The organism is Angustibacter aerolatus (assembly GCF_054776675.1).
On sequence record NZ_BAAHBM010000021.1, the window covers coordinates 28,214 to 44,389 of the forward strand.

At 74.7% G+C, this 16,176-nt stretch carries 15 protein-coding genes; 7 read left to right on the plus strand and 8 right to left on the minus strand.

Annotated elements, in window-relative coordinates:
- Positions 1-7: 7 nt before the first annotated feature.
- On the minus strand, positions 8-631 hold the full coding sequence (locus ACYVI6_RS07425; protein WP_460445772.1) for a nitroreductase family protein: 624 nt from the start codon (positions 629-631) through the stop codon (positions 8-10).
- An 18-nt stretch (positions 632-649) separates the two neighbouring features.
- On the opposite strand from ACYVI6_RS07425, the gene ACYVI6_RS07430 reads away from it, so the two are divergent.
- Complete coding sequence (locus tag ACYVI6_RS07430) at positions 650-1,066, plus strand: pyridoxamine 5'-phosphate oxidase family protein (RefSeq protein WP_284290745.1); 417 nt, start codon at positions 650-652, stop codon at positions 1,064-1,066.
- An 81-nt stretch (positions 1,067-1,147) separates the two neighbouring features.
- Here the strand turns inward: ACYVI6_RS07430 and ACYVI6_RS07435 are convergent, their stop codons facing one another.
- The 7 genes from ACYVI6_RS07435 to ACYVI6_RS07465 all read right to left on the minus strand — a co-directional run bounded on the left by ACYVI6_RS07435 (position 1,148) and on the right by ACYVI6_RS07465 (position 9,458).
- Positions 1,148-1,759: a hypothetical protein gene (locus tag ACYVI6_RS07435; protein ID WP_460445761.1), complete on the minus strand. Its 612-nt coding sequence runs from the start codon at positions 1,757-1,759 to the stop codon at positions 1,148-1,150.
- Between the two features lie 339 nt (positions 1,760-2,098).
- Positions 2,099-4,138: a hypothetical protein gene (locus ACYVI6_RS07440; protein ID WP_460445762.1), complete on the minus strand. Its 2,040-nt coding sequence runs from the start codon at positions 4,136-4,138 to the stop codon at positions 2,099-2,101.
- On the minus strand, positions 4,135-5,217 hold the full coding sequence (locus ACYVI6_RS07445) for a glycoside hydrolase family 130 protein (protein ID WP_460445763.1): 1,083 nt from the start codon (positions 5,215-5,217) through the stop codon (positions 4,135-4,137). Before ACYVI6_RS07445 ends, ACYVI6_RS07440 begins: the two co-directional genes overlap by 4 nt.
- Positions 5,214-6,044, minus strand: coding sequence for a carbohydrate ABC transporter permease (locus ACYVI6_RS07450; RefSeq protein WP_460445773.1), 831 nt, complete (start codon positions 6,042-6,044; stop codon positions 5,214-5,216). The genes ACYVI6_RS07445 and ACYVI6_RS07450 overlap by 4 nt, the downstream gene beginning before the upstream one ends.
- A gap of 58 nt (positions 6,045-6,102) precedes the next feature.
- Positions 6,103-7,023 (minus strand): carbohydrate ABC transporter permease, encoded by a 921-nt coding sequence (locus ACYVI6_RS07455; protein WP_460445764.1) that lies wholly within the window; start codon positions 7,021-7,023, stop codon positions 6,103-6,105.
- Positions 7,020-8,306 (minus strand): extracellular solute-binding protein, encoded by a 1,287-nt coding sequence (locus ACYVI6_RS07460; RefSeq protein ID WP_460445765.1) that lies wholly within the window; start codon positions 8,304-8,306, stop codon positions 7,020-7,022. The genes ACYVI6_RS07455 and ACYVI6_RS07460 overlap by 4 nt, the downstream gene beginning before the upstream one ends.
- A 72-nt stretch (positions 8,307-8,378) precedes the next feature.
- Complete coding sequence (locus tag ACYVI6_RS07465; RefSeq protein ID WP_460445766.1) at positions 8,379-9,458, minus strand: LacI family DNA-binding transcriptional regulator; 1,080 nt, start codon at positions 9,456-9,458, stop codon at positions 8,379-8,381.
- A gap of 246 nt (positions 9,459-9,704) precedes the next feature.
- Here ACYVI6_RS07465 and ald point away from each other — a divergent pair, with 246 nt between their 5' ends.
- From ald to scpB, 6 genes are all read left to right on the plus strand, one after another.
- The gene (gene ald, locus ACYVI6_RS07470) at positions 9,705-10,820 is read left to right on the plus strand and encodes an alanine dehydrogenase (RefSeq protein WP_460445767.1); all 1,116 of its coding nucleotides are present in this window, start codon (positions 9,705-9,707) and stop codon (positions 10,818-10,820) included.
- Between the two features lie 17 nt (positions 10,821-10,837).
- Positions 10,838-11,809: a site-specific tyrosine recombinase XerD gene (locus tag ACYVI6_RS07475; protein WP_460445768.1), complete on the plus strand. Its 972-nt coding sequence runs from the start codon at positions 10,838-10,840 to the stop codon at positions 11,807-11,809.
- A 236-nt stretch (positions 11,810-12,045) separates the two neighbouring features.
- A complete protein-coding gene (locus ACYVI6_RS07480; RefSeq protein WP_460445774.1) occupies positions 12,046-12,861 on the plus strand; it encodes a ParA family protein in 816 nt (271 codons plus the stop codon).
- The gene (locus ACYVI6_RS07485) at positions 12,858-13,742 is read left to right on the plus strand and encodes a segregation and condensation protein A (RefSeq protein ID WP_460445775.1); all 885 of its coding nucleotides are present in this window, start codon (positions 12,858-12,860) and stop codon (positions 13,740-13,742) included. The genes ACYVI6_RS07480 and ACYVI6_RS07485 overlap by 4 nt, the downstream gene beginning before the upstream one ends.
- A gap of 79 nt (positions 13,743-13,821) precedes the next feature.
- Complete coding sequence (locus ACYVI6_RS07490; protein WP_460445769.1) at positions 13,822-15,261, plus strand: glycoside hydrolase family 25 protein; 1,440 nt, start codon at positions 13,822-13,824, stop codon at positions 15,259-15,261.
- Positions 15,262-15,287: 26 nt separating this feature from the next.
- On the plus strand, positions 15,288-15,962 hold the full coding sequence (scpB, locus tag ACYVI6_RS07495) for an SMC-Scp complex subunit ScpB (RefSeq protein ID WP_460445770.1): 675 nt from the start codon (positions 15,288-15,290) through the stop codon (positions 15,960-15,962).
- Positions 15,963-16,176: the final 214 nt, after the last annotated feature.

Below are 16,176 nucleotides of genomic sequence, written 5' to 3' on the forward strand. Positions count from 1 at the left end.
GGCCCGGTCAGCCGCCCCAGGGCGTGTCGAAGCGTCCGTCGTGCACGACCTCGGCGAGCGGACGCCGGCCGCGACGCAGGCTGGGGGAGCGGCGGTCGGGGCGGTCGGCCGGCGGGTACCCGACGCTCACCACGCCCACCGGACGCCGGTTCGCGGGCACCCCGAACGCCGCCCGCACCGCGTCGTGCCGTGCGCCGGGCACCCCGAAGAAGCAGCCGCCGAGCCCGGCGTCCACGGCCGTGAGCAGCATCAGCAGCGCGGCCATCCCGGTGTCGACGTCCCAGTAGGGCACCGGCCAGTTGTCGGGGGAGCGGTCGGTCCAGCCCTTGTCTGGCTCGGCGTAGCGGTCGAGGTAGCGCTCGGGGTCGCTCCAGCAGACCACCAGCAGCGGCGCGCTCGACAGCCCGCGCAGCCACGGCCCCATCTCGCCGTCGCCCGCCGTCGTCCGCCAGAACAGGTCGCGGTCGGCGTCCGTGCGCAGCACCAGCAGGTCCCAGCCCTGGGTGAAGCCGGCGCTCGGCGCGCGGGTGGCGTGGTCGAGCAGCCGCCCCACCACGTCGTCGGGTACCGGCCGGTCGGGGTCGTAGGTCCGCAGCATGCGGCGTGCCCTGATCGCGTCACCGAGCTCCACGTGCGGCATGCTCGCAGGGTGCCGAAGCCACCGCTGCCCGAGGGCGCCGCCGACCTGCTGCGCCGTCCGTGTCCCGCCGTCGTCGCCGTGCTGCGCCCCGGCGGTGACCCGATGACCGTCGCCACCTGGTACCTGCTCGAGGACGACGGTCGAGTGCTGGTCAACATGGACGACGGCCGCGCCCGGCTGGCGTGGATGCGCGACGACCCGCGCGTCGCCCTGACCGCCCTCGAGCCCGAGAACTGGGGCAACCACGTGAGCGTGCGCGGCCGAGTCGTCGAGTGGCGCGCCGACCCCGAGCTCGCCGACATCGACCGGCTGTCGACGCACTACACCGGCAACGCCTACCCGGTGCGGGACCGCCCGCGCACCAGCGCCCTCGTCGAGATCGAGGCCTGGCACGGCTGGCAGGGCGGCCGCCCCGTCGAGGGCTGAGCAGCTCCCCACGCCGAGTTGCCACCAGTGGGTCACGGGGGCGCGCTGCGGTGACCCGCTCGTGGCAACTCGGCGGGAGGGTCAGGGCAGGCGCGGGGGGCGCAGGCCGACGGCCTTCAGCTCGAGCGTCGCCAGCTGGTGGATGACCGTGCGGTCGCCTCGGCGCCAGGCGCCGGCGGGGTCGTCGCTGATCCGGGCGAGCCGGTGCATCGGCTGGTGCGCCATCGCCCGCAGCGCGAACAGGTCGAGGTCGGGCTCGGCGTCGACGAAGCGCTGCGCCGTGCGGGTCGAGCGCACGAACCGCACCCGCACCGGCAGCCAGGTGAGCAGCAGCAGCAGGATCGCGCCGCCGATCACCACGACCTGCAGCAGCGTCGCGAGGTGCTGCACGGCGGTGACCAGGTCGGTGCCGGCCCGCGACAGGGTGCCCGCCTGCACCCCGGCCTGGTCGAGCGGCCCGCGGACGTCGTCGCCGACGAGCGGCAGGTTGCCGACCTGCGAGGCGGCCTGGCGCAGGCTGCGGCCCACCGCGTCGCCGGTGGTCTGCAGCCGGCGTCCGGGCTCGGCGAGCTGCAGCACCGCGTCGCGCAGCGCGTGGGCGGCGCGCACCGCGAGCAGGAGCACCACCACGGCCAGGACGTCGGCCGCGACCTGCCGGACCGCGCGGGCAGGCAGCTGGGCGTAGAGGCGCATGCCCGGATCGTGCCCAGCGCCTGACCGTCTCGCACGTCGGACCGGGTGCCGGGGTCTGTCGCGTCCGGGCCGACCGCGGCCTCCTCCGGCCGACTGGCTCGCGAGAGCTCGCCTTGACGTCGGCTCTCCGGAGACCGCGGCCGGCCCTTCAGCCTGGCCTTCCCCCGGCCGGCCGACGTGTGCGCCGCAGGCCGACGACACGATCGGGCGAGCGAGGGCGGGGAAGGGGAGTTCGTCCAGGTGCCGCACGTGGCTGCGGCACCGTCCGAGGGGGGTGCAGACCCCTCGAACGGTGCCGCAGCCGACTTCACGTGGCCCGCGAGACCACCCGCGGCGGTCTCAGCGGCGGGCGATCGTGAAGCCGCCGGGCAGCACGGGCACCGTGACGGCGCCACCGCGACCGGCGTGCAGCACCACGCGCTGCCGGGTGCGGCCGCGGTCGTCCTGCAGGGTGGCGTGCACCGCCCCGCTGCCGGGCAGCGTCACCTGCTGGGTGGTGCGGCGGGCGAGGCCGTTGCGGACCAGCGCGGCGGCGTCGCCGTCGCCGGACTGCACGAGCGCCGACACCGAGGGCTGCACCCAGAGCGCGTCGAGGCGGGCGACGTCGCCGCCGCTCGACCGGGTGGTCGCCGTGACCGTGGTCGCCCCGGCGGGCAGCCGCTTCGACAGCGTCATCGGCAGCAGCGCGCCGGGCCCGGCGGACGCACCGTCGGGGCCGACCGCACCGGAGCGCACGGTGCCGAGCACCCGGCCGCCGGCGCGGAACGTGGTGACCGCGCTCGAGCCGTCGCGCAGCTCGACGACGGGCAGCACCAGGCGCTGTCCGCGGTCGGCGGCCGGGACGGCGAAGCTCACCGACCCGCCGTCCGGCACGTCGACGTAGCCGGTGCCGCCGAACGACGACTCACCGGTCCAGAGCGACGCCGGCGTGACGGCCGCTGCCCCACCGGACGTCGCGCCGTCCTCGGCCTGCACGACCGAGGAGCCGGTGCGCTGGTACGTCGTGCCGGTGCGGGCCAGCGCACGGGCCCGCGGGTCGGCGTCGAGCGCGAGCATCGTGAGCAGCCCGTGGATGGTCGACTCGGCGCCGCTGTTGCGGTTCACCCGCCCGTCGGCCTCGACGCCGTCGAACGTGACGCCGGTGGCCGGGTCGTACGTCCGGGCGCCCGACCGGTTGGCCCCGAAGAACCACCCGGCGGCCAGGCCCGCCTCGTCGCGCAGCCCGGTGCGGCCGGTGAGCCGCGCGGCGGCCAGCAGCGACTGCACCCGCGCGTCGGCGCCGTACGCGATCTGCGCCCGCTCGACCGGCGTGGGCAGCAGCCCGTTGTCGGGCCCCTCCGTGGTCAGCAGCCACGGCGTGAAGCCCGCGGTGTCGGACACGGCCGGCACGGTCGCCGAGCCGCGGACGTCGCCCACGCGGGTCGCCCCCGCGGCGGCGGACAGCCCGGCCGGCATCTGCGCGCCCCACGCGTGCCAGTCGGCGCGGCTGAGGCCCCACGGCAGCACCGCGCCGAACGGCCAGTGCGTCGCGTCACCGCCCTGCAGCGCGGCGACCCCCTCGGCGAGGCGGTCCATCGCGGTGCGCGCCCGCGCCGAGCCGCCGGCCCGCACGTACGCCGACAACCCGAGCAGCGCCTCGGCGCTGGCGTCGCCGCCGTCGGCGATCAACCAGCGCGGCACCTGCTTGCCGTCGACGACCTGGTAGCGGCCGTAGTCCGTCAGGACGTCGCGGTCCAGGGCGGTCACCGCGAGCTCGGTGCGCTGGCGCAGGAAGGCGGCGAACGTGGGGTCGCTCTGCCGGAACGCCGCGTAGCCCTCGCCGAGCGCCCAGATCGTGCGGGCGAGCCAGTACGAGTCGCCGCTGTCGGACGGGTCGGGCAGCTCGACCGGGTCGGCGCTCGGGTTGAGCGTGCCGTCGGGCTGCATCCACAGCACGACCTCGCCGGCGTGCGGCCCGGACGCCGTCTGCAGGAACGCCAGGCCGCGCAGCAGCTGGAAGGCCCGGCTGCGGCTGGTGAGCGAGCGGGTCTGCTGCCAGTCGCGCAGGTACACGACGGCGGCTCGCGCCACGTCGTCCGCGTTGAAGGCGCCCTGCCCGTAGGTGTTCGTGGCGGGGTCGTACGCCCCGCCGCCGAGGCGCTTCCAGCCGCTCCCGGCCGGCTCGGCGTAGGTCCAGAGGACGCCCATCGCCGGCTCCTCGGCGATGCGGTACGTCGTGTGCCCGGCCTGGGCGGGCGGGCGCACCGTGGCACCCAGCAGGTTCAGGTGCGCCAGGTTCGTCAGCCGCGGGGGAGCGGCCTGCGCCGAGGCCGCGCCGACGCCGGTCACCGTGCCGGCGGCGACCGCGACGGCGGCCAGCGCCGTGAGCAGCCGCCTCATCGCAGCCGCTCCAGCCGGGCGACGCCGATCTTCGCGTCCGCCATGCCGTAGAAGACGTACGTCACGCCGTCCACCTCCTCGATCGCCGTCGGGAACACCACGTTCGACACCACCCCCGTGCGCTCGTCGTCCGTCTCCGGCGACATCAGCGGCTCGCTGGTGCGCGCCAGCACCCGGGACGGGTCCTCGGGGTCGAGCAGCATGGCCCCCGCCGCGTACGACACCTGCTGCGTCGTCGGGTCGAAGCCCGGCGGCACGTACCCCACCACGCCGTGGTGCAGCAGCAGCCAGCCCTCGGCGACGCGGACGGGTGGCGGGCCGGCGCCGATCTTCAGCGCCTCGAAGTCGAACTCGGGCATGGCCAGCACCCGGTGCTTGCGCGGCCGGGTCAGCGCGCTGAGGTCGGCCTGCGCGGCGGCGGCCTCGACGTACGAGATCCAGATGCCCGGCCGCTCGTCGTCGACGCCGGCCGGCAGGTGCGTGGTCTCGCCGGGGCGGATCCAGCCCAGGTCCCACATCGGGCGGTGCAGCACGGCGTACGACGGCACGCCGTCGGGGTCGGGCACGACCTCGGGGAACCACACGACGTCCTTGTTGGGGAACAGGTTCAGGTCGGTGTCGAGGTCGGGCTGGTACGCCATCTGCACCGGCCCGAGCCGGGTCCAGTGCTCGAGGTCGGTCGAGACGGCGAGCGCGGGCTTCGGGCCGAGCGGCCCGTACGCGACGTACGTCATGACGTGCGTGCCGGCCGCTCCGAGCGACGGCACCCAGGTGGTGCGCGGGTCCTCGACGCCGGCGTTGGCCGCGCCGCGCTCCCAGCCCTCGTCCGGCGCGAGCACCTCGCCGCGCCGCCGGACGCCGGTGGGCACCCCGTCGGTCAGCTCGACCTCCGCGAGGCCGACCCGCGAGACGTTGCCCTCGGCGACCAGCCGGGGCAGCAGGTGCAGGCGGCCGTCGGGCGTGCGGCCGGACGCCGGGTTCAGCACCCCGGCGACCTCGTGCGGGTTCGACGGGTCGGGCTCCATGACGGTGCCGACGCGCGTCAGCGTGTAGGGCACGGTGGTGGTGGCTGTGGTCATCCCTTGACTCCCGATCCGAGCTCGGTGGAGGTGAAGTGGCGCTGGAAGACGGCGAACAGCGCGACCGCCGGGGCGGCCAGCACGCAGGCGCCGGCGAGGATCGCGCCGAACGGGTTGGCGGCCCGCGAGGCGACGTTGCTGATGTAGTTGGCCAGCGACACCGCGAGCGGTTGCAGGTCGGCGTCCTTGGTCACCAGGAACGGCCAGAGGAACTCGTTCCACGGGCCGATGAACGTGAGCAGCACGGCGGTCAGCAGCGCCGGCCGCACGAGCGGCAGCGCGATCGACCACAGCACCCGCAGCTCGCCGGCGCCGTCGATGCGGGCGGCGGCGAACAGGTCGTCCGGCAGCTGCAGGAAGAACTGCCGGAAGACGAACACCGCCGTCGAGTTGATGGCGTACGGCGCGATCATGCCCAGGTAGCTGTCGCCCAGCCCGTAGTCGCGCACGATCATCACGTACAGCGGGATGAGCAGCAGCTGGAACGGGACCACCTGGATCAGCAGCATCGCCGCGAAGACGACGCCCTTGCCGCGGAAGTGCAGGCGGGCCAGCGCGTAGCCGGCCAGCACGCCGAACACCACGGTCAGCAGGATGACGCCGCCGGTGAAGATGCCGGAGTTCAGCAGCGACCGGCCCAGGTTGATCCGACTGTTGATGTCCGTGTAGTTGTTCAGCGTCACCCCGTGCAGCGGCAGCGCGCCGGCGGGGGAGGTGTCGGGCTCCGGCTGGATGGAGCCGATCAGCATGTAGTAGAAGGGGAAGAGGAACACGAAGGCCCCGAGCAGCAGCAGCACGTACTGCCCCCACGGGCGTCGCTGCCTCAGCTGGTTCGCGGTGGTGGGCGCGGTGTCGAGCGTGCGCGCCTCGGCGACGGTCGTCACGTCAGTCCTCCCGTCCGAAGACGCGCCGCTGCACGAGTCCGAGCAGCAGCACGATGAGCACGAGCACGACGCCGATGGCGGCGGCGACGTCGGGGTTCCCCTGCTGCACACCCCGCTGGTACATCACCAGCACCGGCGAGGACGACGCGCCGTCCGGCCCGCCGCCGCCCGTCAGCAGGTAGGGCTCGGTGAACAGGTTGCCGCCGGTGATGGTGGCCAGCAGCACCACGAGGAACGTCGCCGGACGCACACCCGGCACGGTCACCGACAGGAACCTGCGGAACCGGCCGGCGCCGTCGACCGACGCCGCCTCGTGCAGCTCCTTGGGCACGTTCTGCAGCGCCGCCAGGTACAGCAGGATGAAGAACCCCAGCTGCTTCCAGGTGACGAACACCGCGATCACCGGCATCGCCCACGCGCTGTTCACCAGCCACGACGGGTCGGGGGCCAGCGGCCCGAGCACCGAGTTGACCAGGCCGTCGCCGTTGAACAGGAACAGCCACACGCCGACGACCGCCACGCTCGCCGTCACGTACGGCACGTAGTACGCGATGCGCAGGAACGTGCGCAGCCGGGTCACCGCGTTCAGCGCGTTCGCCAGCACCAGCGACAGCACCACGGTCAGCGGGACGTTGATGACGAGGAACACGCCGACGTTGCGGAACGAGCGCAGCACGGCCGGGTCGGTGAGCGCCGTGACGTAGTTGTCGAACCCCACGAAGGGGTGGGGCACCACGGCGCCCGGTGCGGTGAAGAAGAAGTCGTGGAAGCTCATCCACACCGCGTACCCGAGCGGGTAGGCGAAGACGGCGGCCAGGAACAGCGCGTAGGGCAGCGTGAAGGCGATGCCCAGCGGCTGCCGGCCGACCACCCGCCGCAGCAGCGGCGGGCGGTCGACGGCCCCGGCGGTGGTGGCGCTCACGACTGGCCGGCGAGCGACGTCACCTTCGTCGCCGCTCCGCTGAGCGCCGCGTCGACCGGCTGCTTGCCGAAGATGACCGACGACGAGTAGGCGTCGCGGAACGTCTGCCAGACCTGCACCGAGTTCGGCACGTTGGGCACCTCGACGGTGCGCGAGGCCTGGTCGGCGAAGGTCTGGTAGGCCGGGTGCGCGTCGAAGTACGCCTTGTACGTCGTGGCGACGTCCTTGCGCAGCGGCATCTGACCCGTGGCCTCGAGCAGCTTGCCGTCCTGCTCCTCGCTGGTCGAGAACTTCAGCAGGTCGAACGCGGTGCCCTGGTTCTTGCAGGCGGAGTAGATCGCCACGTTCTTGGCGTCGCTGAACGTGTGGACGTCGGACGCCGGCTTGCCGGTCGACGTCGGCACCGGCGCCACGCCCCAGTCGACCTTCTTGCCGTAGACGGCGACGGCCCAGGGCCCGACGATCGACATGGCGGCCTTGCCGTCGGCGAACGAGTCGCCGTTGTAGGCCTCGTTCTGCGCGAGCTTCTCGCTGTACATGGTGCGCCAGAAGCCCGCGACGGCCTTGCCGGCCGGGTCGTCGAAGGTCGCCTTGCCGTCCTGGACCAGCTGCGCGCCGCCGCTCTCGGCGGCGTACAGCGGGTAGAAGTCGAACCACGACTGGAAGAACTCCGACGACGGCGCCGGCCAGATCGCGGCCTTCGCGGCGCCGCTGCTGACGATCTTGCGGCTGGTGGCGAGGAAGTCGTCGTACGTCGCCAGCGGCGGGTTCGCGGTGTCGACGCCGGCCTTCTTCAGCAGCTTCTTGTTGTAGAAGATCATCACCGGGTTGGACTTCCAGGGCAGCTGGTAGAACTTGCCGTCCGGGCTCTTGTACTGGTCGGCCGTGGCACCCGTGCGGCTCTCGATGTACTCCTTGCCGCCGGGCAGGTCGTCGATCGCGACCAGGCCGCCCTGCTTCTGGAAGCCGGGAACCGCCGCGGGAGAGGTGTTGTAGACCAGGCAGGGCGCCGTGCCGGCGGTGATGGCGGCGCCGATGACCTCCTCCGACGTCTTGCCGGCGGGGATCTCCTGGGCGGTCACCTGCTCGTCCGGGTGCGCGCTGTTCCAGGAGGCGACCATCGCCTTGCCCCACTTCAGCTCGTCGGCGTTGTTCGAGAGCCAGATCTTGATCGGGCCCTTCGCGGCCTTGGCGGCGGACGCGTCACCGCCGCCGCCACCTCCGCAGGCGGCCGCTGACGCGGCCACGGTGAGGGCAAGGGCGATCGGGACCACGCGCTTCATGGGGTTCCTCCGTGACGTCGTTGTCTGGTCTGACGGGGTCGTGCTGCGGTGCGGTCGGACGGCGCCGCCGGGCTAGCCGGCGGGCGGGGCGGTGGAGCCGCGCACCACGAGGCGGGGCGGCGGCAGGGGCGGGGCGTCGGCGACGTCGTCGGGGTGGGCCACCAGCTCGAGCAGCCGCTCGGCGGCTGCCCGCCCCCAGGCCGCGGCGTCCGCCCGGACGGTGGTCAGCGCGGGGGTGAGGTGCGCCGCGAGCTCGGTGTCGTCGAACCCGACGACGGACAGGTCGTGCGGCACCCGCACGCCGCGGCCGTGGGCCACGGACAGGCCCGCGACGGCCATCAGGTCGTTGGCGTAGAGGACGGCGGTCGGCGGGTCGGGCAGCTCGAGCAGCCGAGCCGTGGCCGCCGCGCCGGACGCCGCCGAGAAGTCGGCCTCCGCGCAGGGTCCGGCCGGCAGGTGGTGGGCCGCGAGCGACGACTGCCAGGCCTCGCGCCGCGACCGGGCGTGCACCAGGTCGTCGCGGCCGCCGACGTGCGCGATCCGGGTGTGGCCCAGCGCGATCAGGTGCTCGACCGCCTCCGCGACGCCCGGTCGGTCGTCGGCGGGGACGGCGGGCACGCCGTCCCACCCCGGCAGCGCGGACGGCGCGACGACCACGGCGGGCAGGCCGATCTCGCGCAGCAGCGCGGGCCGCTCGTCGCCGACCCGGACGTCGGTCAGCAGCACGCCGTCGACCCGGCCCTCGGCGGCCAGCGTGCGGTAGCCGGCCAGCTCGGCGGCCGGGTCGGGCACGACCTGCAGCACCAGGGCCTGGCCGGCCGGCGAGAGCACGGTCTCGACGCCGGCGATGAACGCCGGGAAGAACGGGTCGCTGCCGAGGGTCTCGGGAGAACGGGCGAGCACCAGCCCGACGGCGAGCGAGCGCGAGCTCGACAGGGCGCGCGCGCGGTGGCTGGGCGACCAGCCGAGCTCGCCCGCGGTGGCCAGGATGCGGTCGCGGGTGCCGGGGGCGACACCGGGTCGGCCGTTCAGCGCGAACGAGACGGCGCCCTTGGAGACGCCGGCCGCGCGGGCGACGTCGGCGATCGTCGGGCGACGGGCGGGGGCGTGCCCCGCGGTGCGCGTGGCCGGCTCGTCGGCTGCTCGTGCCACCGCGTCCACCTCCCGTCGTCGTCGTCGGACCTCGATATAAACCGGTTTAGCGATGGACTGTCAAGCATCGGACCGTTCTGCGGTGATCGGATCCGCCGTCGTCCGGCCCGCGTGCGGCGGAACACGACGTCCGAGAGGGGGTCGTACGACGGATCCGGGATGTGCGCGCCGTCACGTCCACGGATACCGCCGTCGTGGTTACACTCGCGGGCACCCAGCAGTCTCGTCGAGCAACGGAGCACGAACGTGAAGGTCGGCATCCCCCGCGAGGTCAAGAACCACGAGTACCGGGTGGCCATCACCCCGGCGGGCGTGCACGAGCTGGTGCGCAACGAGCACGAGGTCTTCGTCGAGCACGACGCCGGCGCGGGGTCCTCGATCACCGACGCCGACTACGTCTCGGCCGGCGCGCAGATCCTCACCGAGGCCGACGACGTGTGGGCCACCGGCGACCTGGTCCTGAAGGTCAAGGAGCCCGTCGCGAGCGAGTACCACCGCATGCGCGAGGGGCAGACCCTCTTCACCTACCTGCACCTGGCCGCCGACAAGCCGCTCACCGAGGAGCTGGCGAAGCGGAAGGTCACCGCCATCGCCTACGAGACCGTCGAGCTGCCCGACCGCAGCCTGCCGCTGCTCGCGCCGATGAGCGAGGTCGCCGGGCGGCTCGCGCCGCAGGTCGGCGCGGCCACGCTCATGCGCGCCGAGGGCGGGCGCGGCATCCTCATGGGCGGCGTGCCCGGCGTGTACGCGGCCAAGGTCGTCGTCATCGGCGCCGGCGTGTCCGGCATGAACGCCGCCGCGATCGCGCTCGGCATGCAGGCCGAGGTGCTGCTGCTCGACCGCAACGTCGCCCGGCTGCGGCAGGTGGACGCGATCTACCAGGGCCACTGCCAGACCGTCGCCTCGAACGCCTACGAGGTCGAGCGGGCGATCATGGACGCCGACATGGTGATCGGCGCCGTGCTGGTACCCGGCGCCCGCGCCCCGAAGCTGGTGTCGAACGAGCAGGTCTCGCGGATGAAGCCGGGCAGCGTGCTCGTCGACATCTCGATCGACCAGGGCGGCTGCTTCGAGGACTCGCGGCCCACCACGCACGCCGACCCGACGTACAAGGTGCACGACTCCGTCTTCTACTGCGTCGCCAACATGCCCGGCGCGGTGCCGCACACCTCGACCTACGCGCTGACCAACGTGACGCTGCCGTACGCCGTCGAGCTGGCGAACCGCGGCTGGCGCGACGCGCTGCGCGCCGACCACGCCCTGGCCCTCGGCCTCAACACGCACGCCGGCGCCGTCACCTACGGCCCGGTCGCCGAGGCCCACGGCCTCGACAGCACGCCCCTCGCGGAGGTGCTCGGCTGACCGCCCGGGCCGCCGAGGTGCCCCCGCAGGTCGAGCCCCCGGCGCTGCGCCGGGCCGCCGACGGCTGGCTGGGGCACCTCGAGGTCGAGCGCGGCGCGGCCCGCAACACCCTGCTGTCGTACCGGCGCGACCTGCGCCGCTACCTCGGCTTCCTCGGTGCGCGCGGCCGCGACGAGCCGGGCCAGGTGGTCGAGGACGACGTCACCGCGTTCCTCGCCCACCTGTCCGAGGGCGACGACGCCCACCCGCCGCTGACGGCGTCGTCCGCGGCCCGCACGCTCGTCGCCGTCCGCGGCCTGCACCGGTTCTGGGCGCTGGAGGGCGTGACCAGCACCGACCCGGCCGCCGCCGTCCGCCCGCCGACCGCGGCCAAGCGGCTGCCCAAGGCCATCGGCACCGACGACGTCGAGCGGCTGCTGCAGGCCGCGTCGCTCGGCGACACCCCGACCGCCCTGCGCGACCGGGCGCTGCTGGAGGTGCTGTACGGCACCGGCGCCCGGATCAGCGAGGCGATCGGGCTCGACCTCGACGACCTCGACGTGCTCGACCTCGACGCCGGGCCGGACGGCGGGGCGCAGCACCAGGGCGTGCGGCTGCTCGGCAAGGGGCGCAAGCAGCGGCTGGTGCCGCTCGGGTCGTACGCCCGCGACGCGCTGCGGGCCTACCTGGTGCGGGCCCGCCCCGCCCTGGCCGAGCACGGCGGGGGCACCCCGGCGGTGTTCCTGAACGCCCGCGGCGGCCGGCTGTCGCGGCAGAGCGCGTGGGCCGTGCTGCGCGTCGCCGCCGAGCGGGCCGGACTCACCGCGGACGTCAGCCCGCACACGCTGCGCCACTCCTTCGCCACCCACCTGCTCGACGGCGGCGCCGACGTCCGCGTCGTGCAGGAGCTGCTCGGGCACGCCTCGGTGACCACCACGCAGGTCTACACGCTGGTCACCGTCGAGCGGCTGCGCGAGGTGTACGCCGCGTCGCACCCGCGGGCGCGCTGACCGCCCGCGGCGGGGCGCCTTGATGGTGCCCGAGCGCCGCGGCTAGGGTCGCCGCACCGATCTGCACGCCGTCGGCACCCGTCAGCACACCTCGTCGCCTCTGGAGAGTGGACCCCGCCGTGACCGCGCAGCCCCCGACCGACCCGCAGGTCAGCCAGGTCGGCACGCGGGCGCAGGACCACCTGCCCGGCACCGAGAGCGCCGGCGCCGGCCAGCTCGGGCCCACCGGCCGGCCGATGCCCGACTTCCCGCAGCCGCCGCCCCTGGCGAGTCACGGCCCGGCCCGGATCATCGCGATGTGCAACCAGAAGGGCGGGGTGGGCAAGACCACCACGACCATCAACCTCGGTGCCGCGCTCGCCGAGGCCGGACGCCGCGTGCTGCTCGTCGACTTCGACCCGCAGGGCGCGCTCTCCGTGGGCCTGGGCATCAACCCGCACGAGCTCGAGACCACCGTCTACAACGTGCTGATGGACCGCTCCGTCGACGCCCGCGCGGTCGTGCAGCGCACCGCCGTGGCCGGGCTCGACGTGCTGCCGGCCAACATCGACCTGTCGGCCGCCGAGGTGCAGCTGGTGGGAGAGGTCGCCCGCGAGATGGTGCTGGCCCGCGCCCTGCGCACGGTCAGCGACGACTACGACGTCGTGCTCATCGACTGCCAGCCCTCACTGGGCCTGCTCGCGGTGAACGCGCTGACCGCCGCGCACGGCGTGATCATCCCGCTGGAGTGCGAGTTCTTCGCGCTGCGCGGCGTGGCCCTGCTCGTCGAGACCATCGAGAAGGTGCAGGACCGGCTCAACCCGCGCCTCGAGATCGACGGCATCCTCGCCACCATGTACGACGGCCGCACCCTGCACAGCCGCGAGGTGGTCGCCCGCGTCGTCGACGCCTTCGGCGACCTGGTCTTCCACACCGTCATCGGGCGCACCGTGAAGTTCCCGGACGCCACGGTCGCCGCCGAGCCGATCACCGTCTACGCCTCGACCCACGCCGGCGCCGAGGCCTACCGGCAGCTGGCCCGCGAGCTCGTCGCGCGCGGCGACGCGGCCTGAGCCGCGTGCCCGACGAGGACCCCCTCGAGCCGGACGCCGCGCCCGCCGTCCCGCTCACGGGGCGTGGTCGCTCGGCGCCGTTCGAGGTGCACCTCGACGTGTTCAGCGGGCCGTTCGACCTGCTGCTCGGGCTCATCTCCAAGCACAAGCTCGACATCACCGAGGTGGCGCTGGCCTCGGTGACCGACGAGTTCGTCGCGCACATCCGCGCCCGCGGTCGCGAGTGGGACCTCGGCCAGGCCAGCGAGTTCCTCGTGGTGGCCGCCACGCTGCTCGACCTCAAGGCGGCCCGGCTGCTGCCCGCCGCCAGCGTCGAGGACGAGGAGGACCTCGCGCTCCTCGAGGCCCGCGACCTGCTCTTCGCCCGGCTGCTGCAGTACCGCGCGTTCAAGCAGGTCGCGTCCGTGTTCACCGAGCGGATGGTGGTCGCCGGGCGCTGGCACCCACGCGCGGTGTCGCTCGAGCCGCAGCTCGCCACGCTGCTGCCCGAGCTGGTCATGAGCATCACGCCCGAGCAGCTCGCCGCGATCGCCGCCCGCGCCCTCACCCCGCGCGTCGCGCCCACGGTCGGGCTCGAGCACCTGCACGCGCCGGCGGTCAGCGTGCGCGAGCAGGCCGCGATCGTCGTCCAGCGGCTGCGTCGCTCGCGCACCAGCACGTTCCGCTCGCTCACCGCCGACGCCGACGGCACCCTCGTGGTGATCGCTCGGTTCCTCGCCCTGCTCGAGCTGTTCCGCGACGGCGCGGTCGCGTTCGACCAGGTCACGCCGCTCGGCGAGCTCACCGTGCGCTGGACCGGCACCGACACCGGCGACGTCGAGGTGGGTGCCGAGTTCGACGAGGACGACGGGCCCGCGGACGAGCCGCCCGACCCGGCCTGAGGACCGCGTCGCGGGCGGGCGGCGGCTCAAGGGGTCGAGAGCCGGTGCCGACGTCACGGCCATGCGTCCGTTCACCGCAGTGCGTCGTCCCCGTCCGTCCCGCAGCCGCCGGGGGATCACCGGGGCGCTGGCCGCCGTGGCCGTGGGCGCCGCGGTGTGCGCCGCCGCACCGCAGGCCGCGACGGCCGCCACCGCCGACGTCGCCGCCGCGTCCGCGCGCAGCGCCTCGCACCCCACCGGCCCGCTCGGCGTCGACGCCTCGCGGTGGCAGTCGCCCGGGAGCACGACCGGCGCGTGCGGCTCGATCGTGCCGGACTGGCGACGCGTCCGCGACACCCACCGGTTCCTCGTGCACCGCGCCGCGGTGACGCTGGCCGACGGCACGAACAGCGTCGACCCCTGCTACCGCGCCGCCGCCGTCGCGGCCCGGGCCGCCGGGCTCTACCGGGGCGCCTACATGTACGTGCGCCCCTCGACGACGGCCGGCTCGGCCGCCGCCTCGGCGCGCTTCCTCGTCGCGGCGACCGGGCGGCTGCAGGAGCCCGGCGACCTGCCCCCGGTGCTCGACCTCGAGGTGAGCGGCGGCCTGACCCCCGCGCAGCTGCAGGCCTGGGTGCGCACCTGGCTCACGACCGTGCAGCGGCTCACCAACCGCACGCCCGTCGTCTACACCACGCCCTCGTTCTGGCGCGGCGCGATGGCCGACAGCACGGCCTTCCACGCCTACCCGCTGTGGATCGCGCACTGGGGGCCGCGCACACCCAGCGTGCCCGGCGGCTGGCCCACCTGGACGCTGTGGCAGTACAGCGCCACCGGATCGGTCGCGGGCATCCGCACCGACGTCGACCTCGACGCCTTCAACGGTGACGCGGCCGGCCTGCGGGCCTTCGCGCACCCCTCGACGACCATCTCCACCACGACGACGGGCGCCCGCGCCTTCCGCGGCTCGACCTGGACCCTGCGCGGCCGGCTGACCACGACCGGGCCGTCGAGCGCGGCGGCCGGGCGGGCCGTCAAGCTGCTGGTGCGGGCGAAGGGCTCGAGCGCCGCCTGGCGCCAGGTCGCCACCACCACGACGTCCGCCGGCGGTGCGTTCGCGTTCGTGCGCCGTCCGTCGAGCGCCTGGGAGTACAAGGTGCGCTTCTCCGGCAGCCGGGCCGTGGCCGCCTCGTGGTCGACCGAGCGGGCGCACACGATCTCCGACCGGTACGCCGCCGAGGTGACCGCGACGACGTCGGCCACCCGCGTCGCCCGCGGCCACGCCGTGACCGTGCGCGGTTCGCTGCGCCGCACCGCCTCGAAGCTGCCGCTGACCGGCAAGTCGCTGCGCGTCTACACGAAGCGCACCGCCAAGGGCTCGAAGTGGGTGCTGGCGAAGAGCGTGCGCACCTCGGCGGTGCGCGGCACCTACCGCGCCACGCTGCACCCGACCACCTCGGTGAGCGTGAAGGTCGTGTTCGCCGGCTCGACCGCCAACCGCCCGGACACCTCGCCCGTCCACAGGCTGTCCGTGCGCTGACCGGCCAGCCCGTAAGATCGCTCCTCGTGACCGAGGAGCAGCAGGGGGCGGTCGGCAGCGTCGAGACCGACGCCGCCGACGTCGTCGTCGACGAGGATCCCGTCGTCGACGCCGCGGCCGAGCCGCCCGCGATCGACCTCGAGGCGACCCCCTCCGGTGCGCGCGGTGCGATCGAGGCGGTGCTGATGGTCGTCGACGAGCCCGTCGACGAGACCGCCCTCGCGCAGGCGCTCGACCTGCCGCCCGGCCAGGTGGCCGAGCTCGTGCGCTCGCTCGCCGCCGAGTACGACGACGCCGGCCGCGGGTTCGAGCTGCGGCTCGTCGCGGGCGGCTGGCGCGTGTTCAGCCGCAGCGACTACGCGCCCGTCGTCGAGCGCTTCGTGGTGGGCGGCCAGCAGGCCCGGCTCACCCAGGCCGCGCTCGAGACGCTCGCCGTCGTCGCCTACCGGCAGCCGGTGAGCCGCGCCCGCGTCAGCGCCGTCCGCGGCGTCAACGTCGACGGCGTCATGCGCACCCTCGTCACGCGGGGCCTGGTCGCCGAGACCGGGTCCGACCCCGAGACCGGTGCCGTGCTCTACGGCACCACCAGCACGTTCCTCGAGCGGATGGGCCTGCGGTCGGTCGACGAGCTGCCTGCGCTCGCGCCGTACCTGCCCGAGGTCGACGCCCTGGACGACCTGGAGAGAGACGGTGTGGCATGAGCCCGGGACAGCGACGAGACGGCGGGGGCGGCCGGCCGGCCGGCGGCTCCGGCGGCGGTGACCGGTCCGGTGGCGGCCGCAGCGGTGGCGCCGGCGGTGGTCGATCCGGCGGTCCCGGCGGTCGGTCCGGCGGTGCGGGTGGCGCGGGCCGTTCCGGCGGTCCCGGTGGCGCGGGCCGTTCCGGCGGTCCCGGTGGCGCGGGCCGTTCCGGCGG

Bases quoted from the DNA above. Each gene is read 5' to 3' on its own strand.
- ACYVI6_RS07435 (WP_460445761.1), bottom strand. From the start codon at position 1,759: ATGCGCCTCTACGCCCAGCTGCCTGCCCGCGCGGTCCGGCAGGTCGCG.
- ACYVI6_RS07440 (WP_460445762.1), bottom strand. From the start codon at position 4,138: ATGAGGCGGCTGCTCACGGCGCTGGCCGCCGTCGCGGTCGCCGCCGGC.
- ACYVI6_RS07445 (WP_460445763.1), bottom strand. From the start codon at position 5,217: ATGACCACAGCCACCACCACCGTGCCCTACACGCTGACGCGCGTCGGC.
- ACYVI6_RS07460 (WP_460445765.1), bottom strand. From the start codon at position 8,306: ATGAAGCGCGTGGTCCCGATCGCCCTTGCCCTCACCGTGGCCGCGTCA.
- ACYVI6_RS07480 (WP_460445774.1), top strand. From the start codon at position 12,046: ATGCCCGACTTCCCGCAGCCGCCGCCCCTGGCGAGTCACGGCCCGGCC.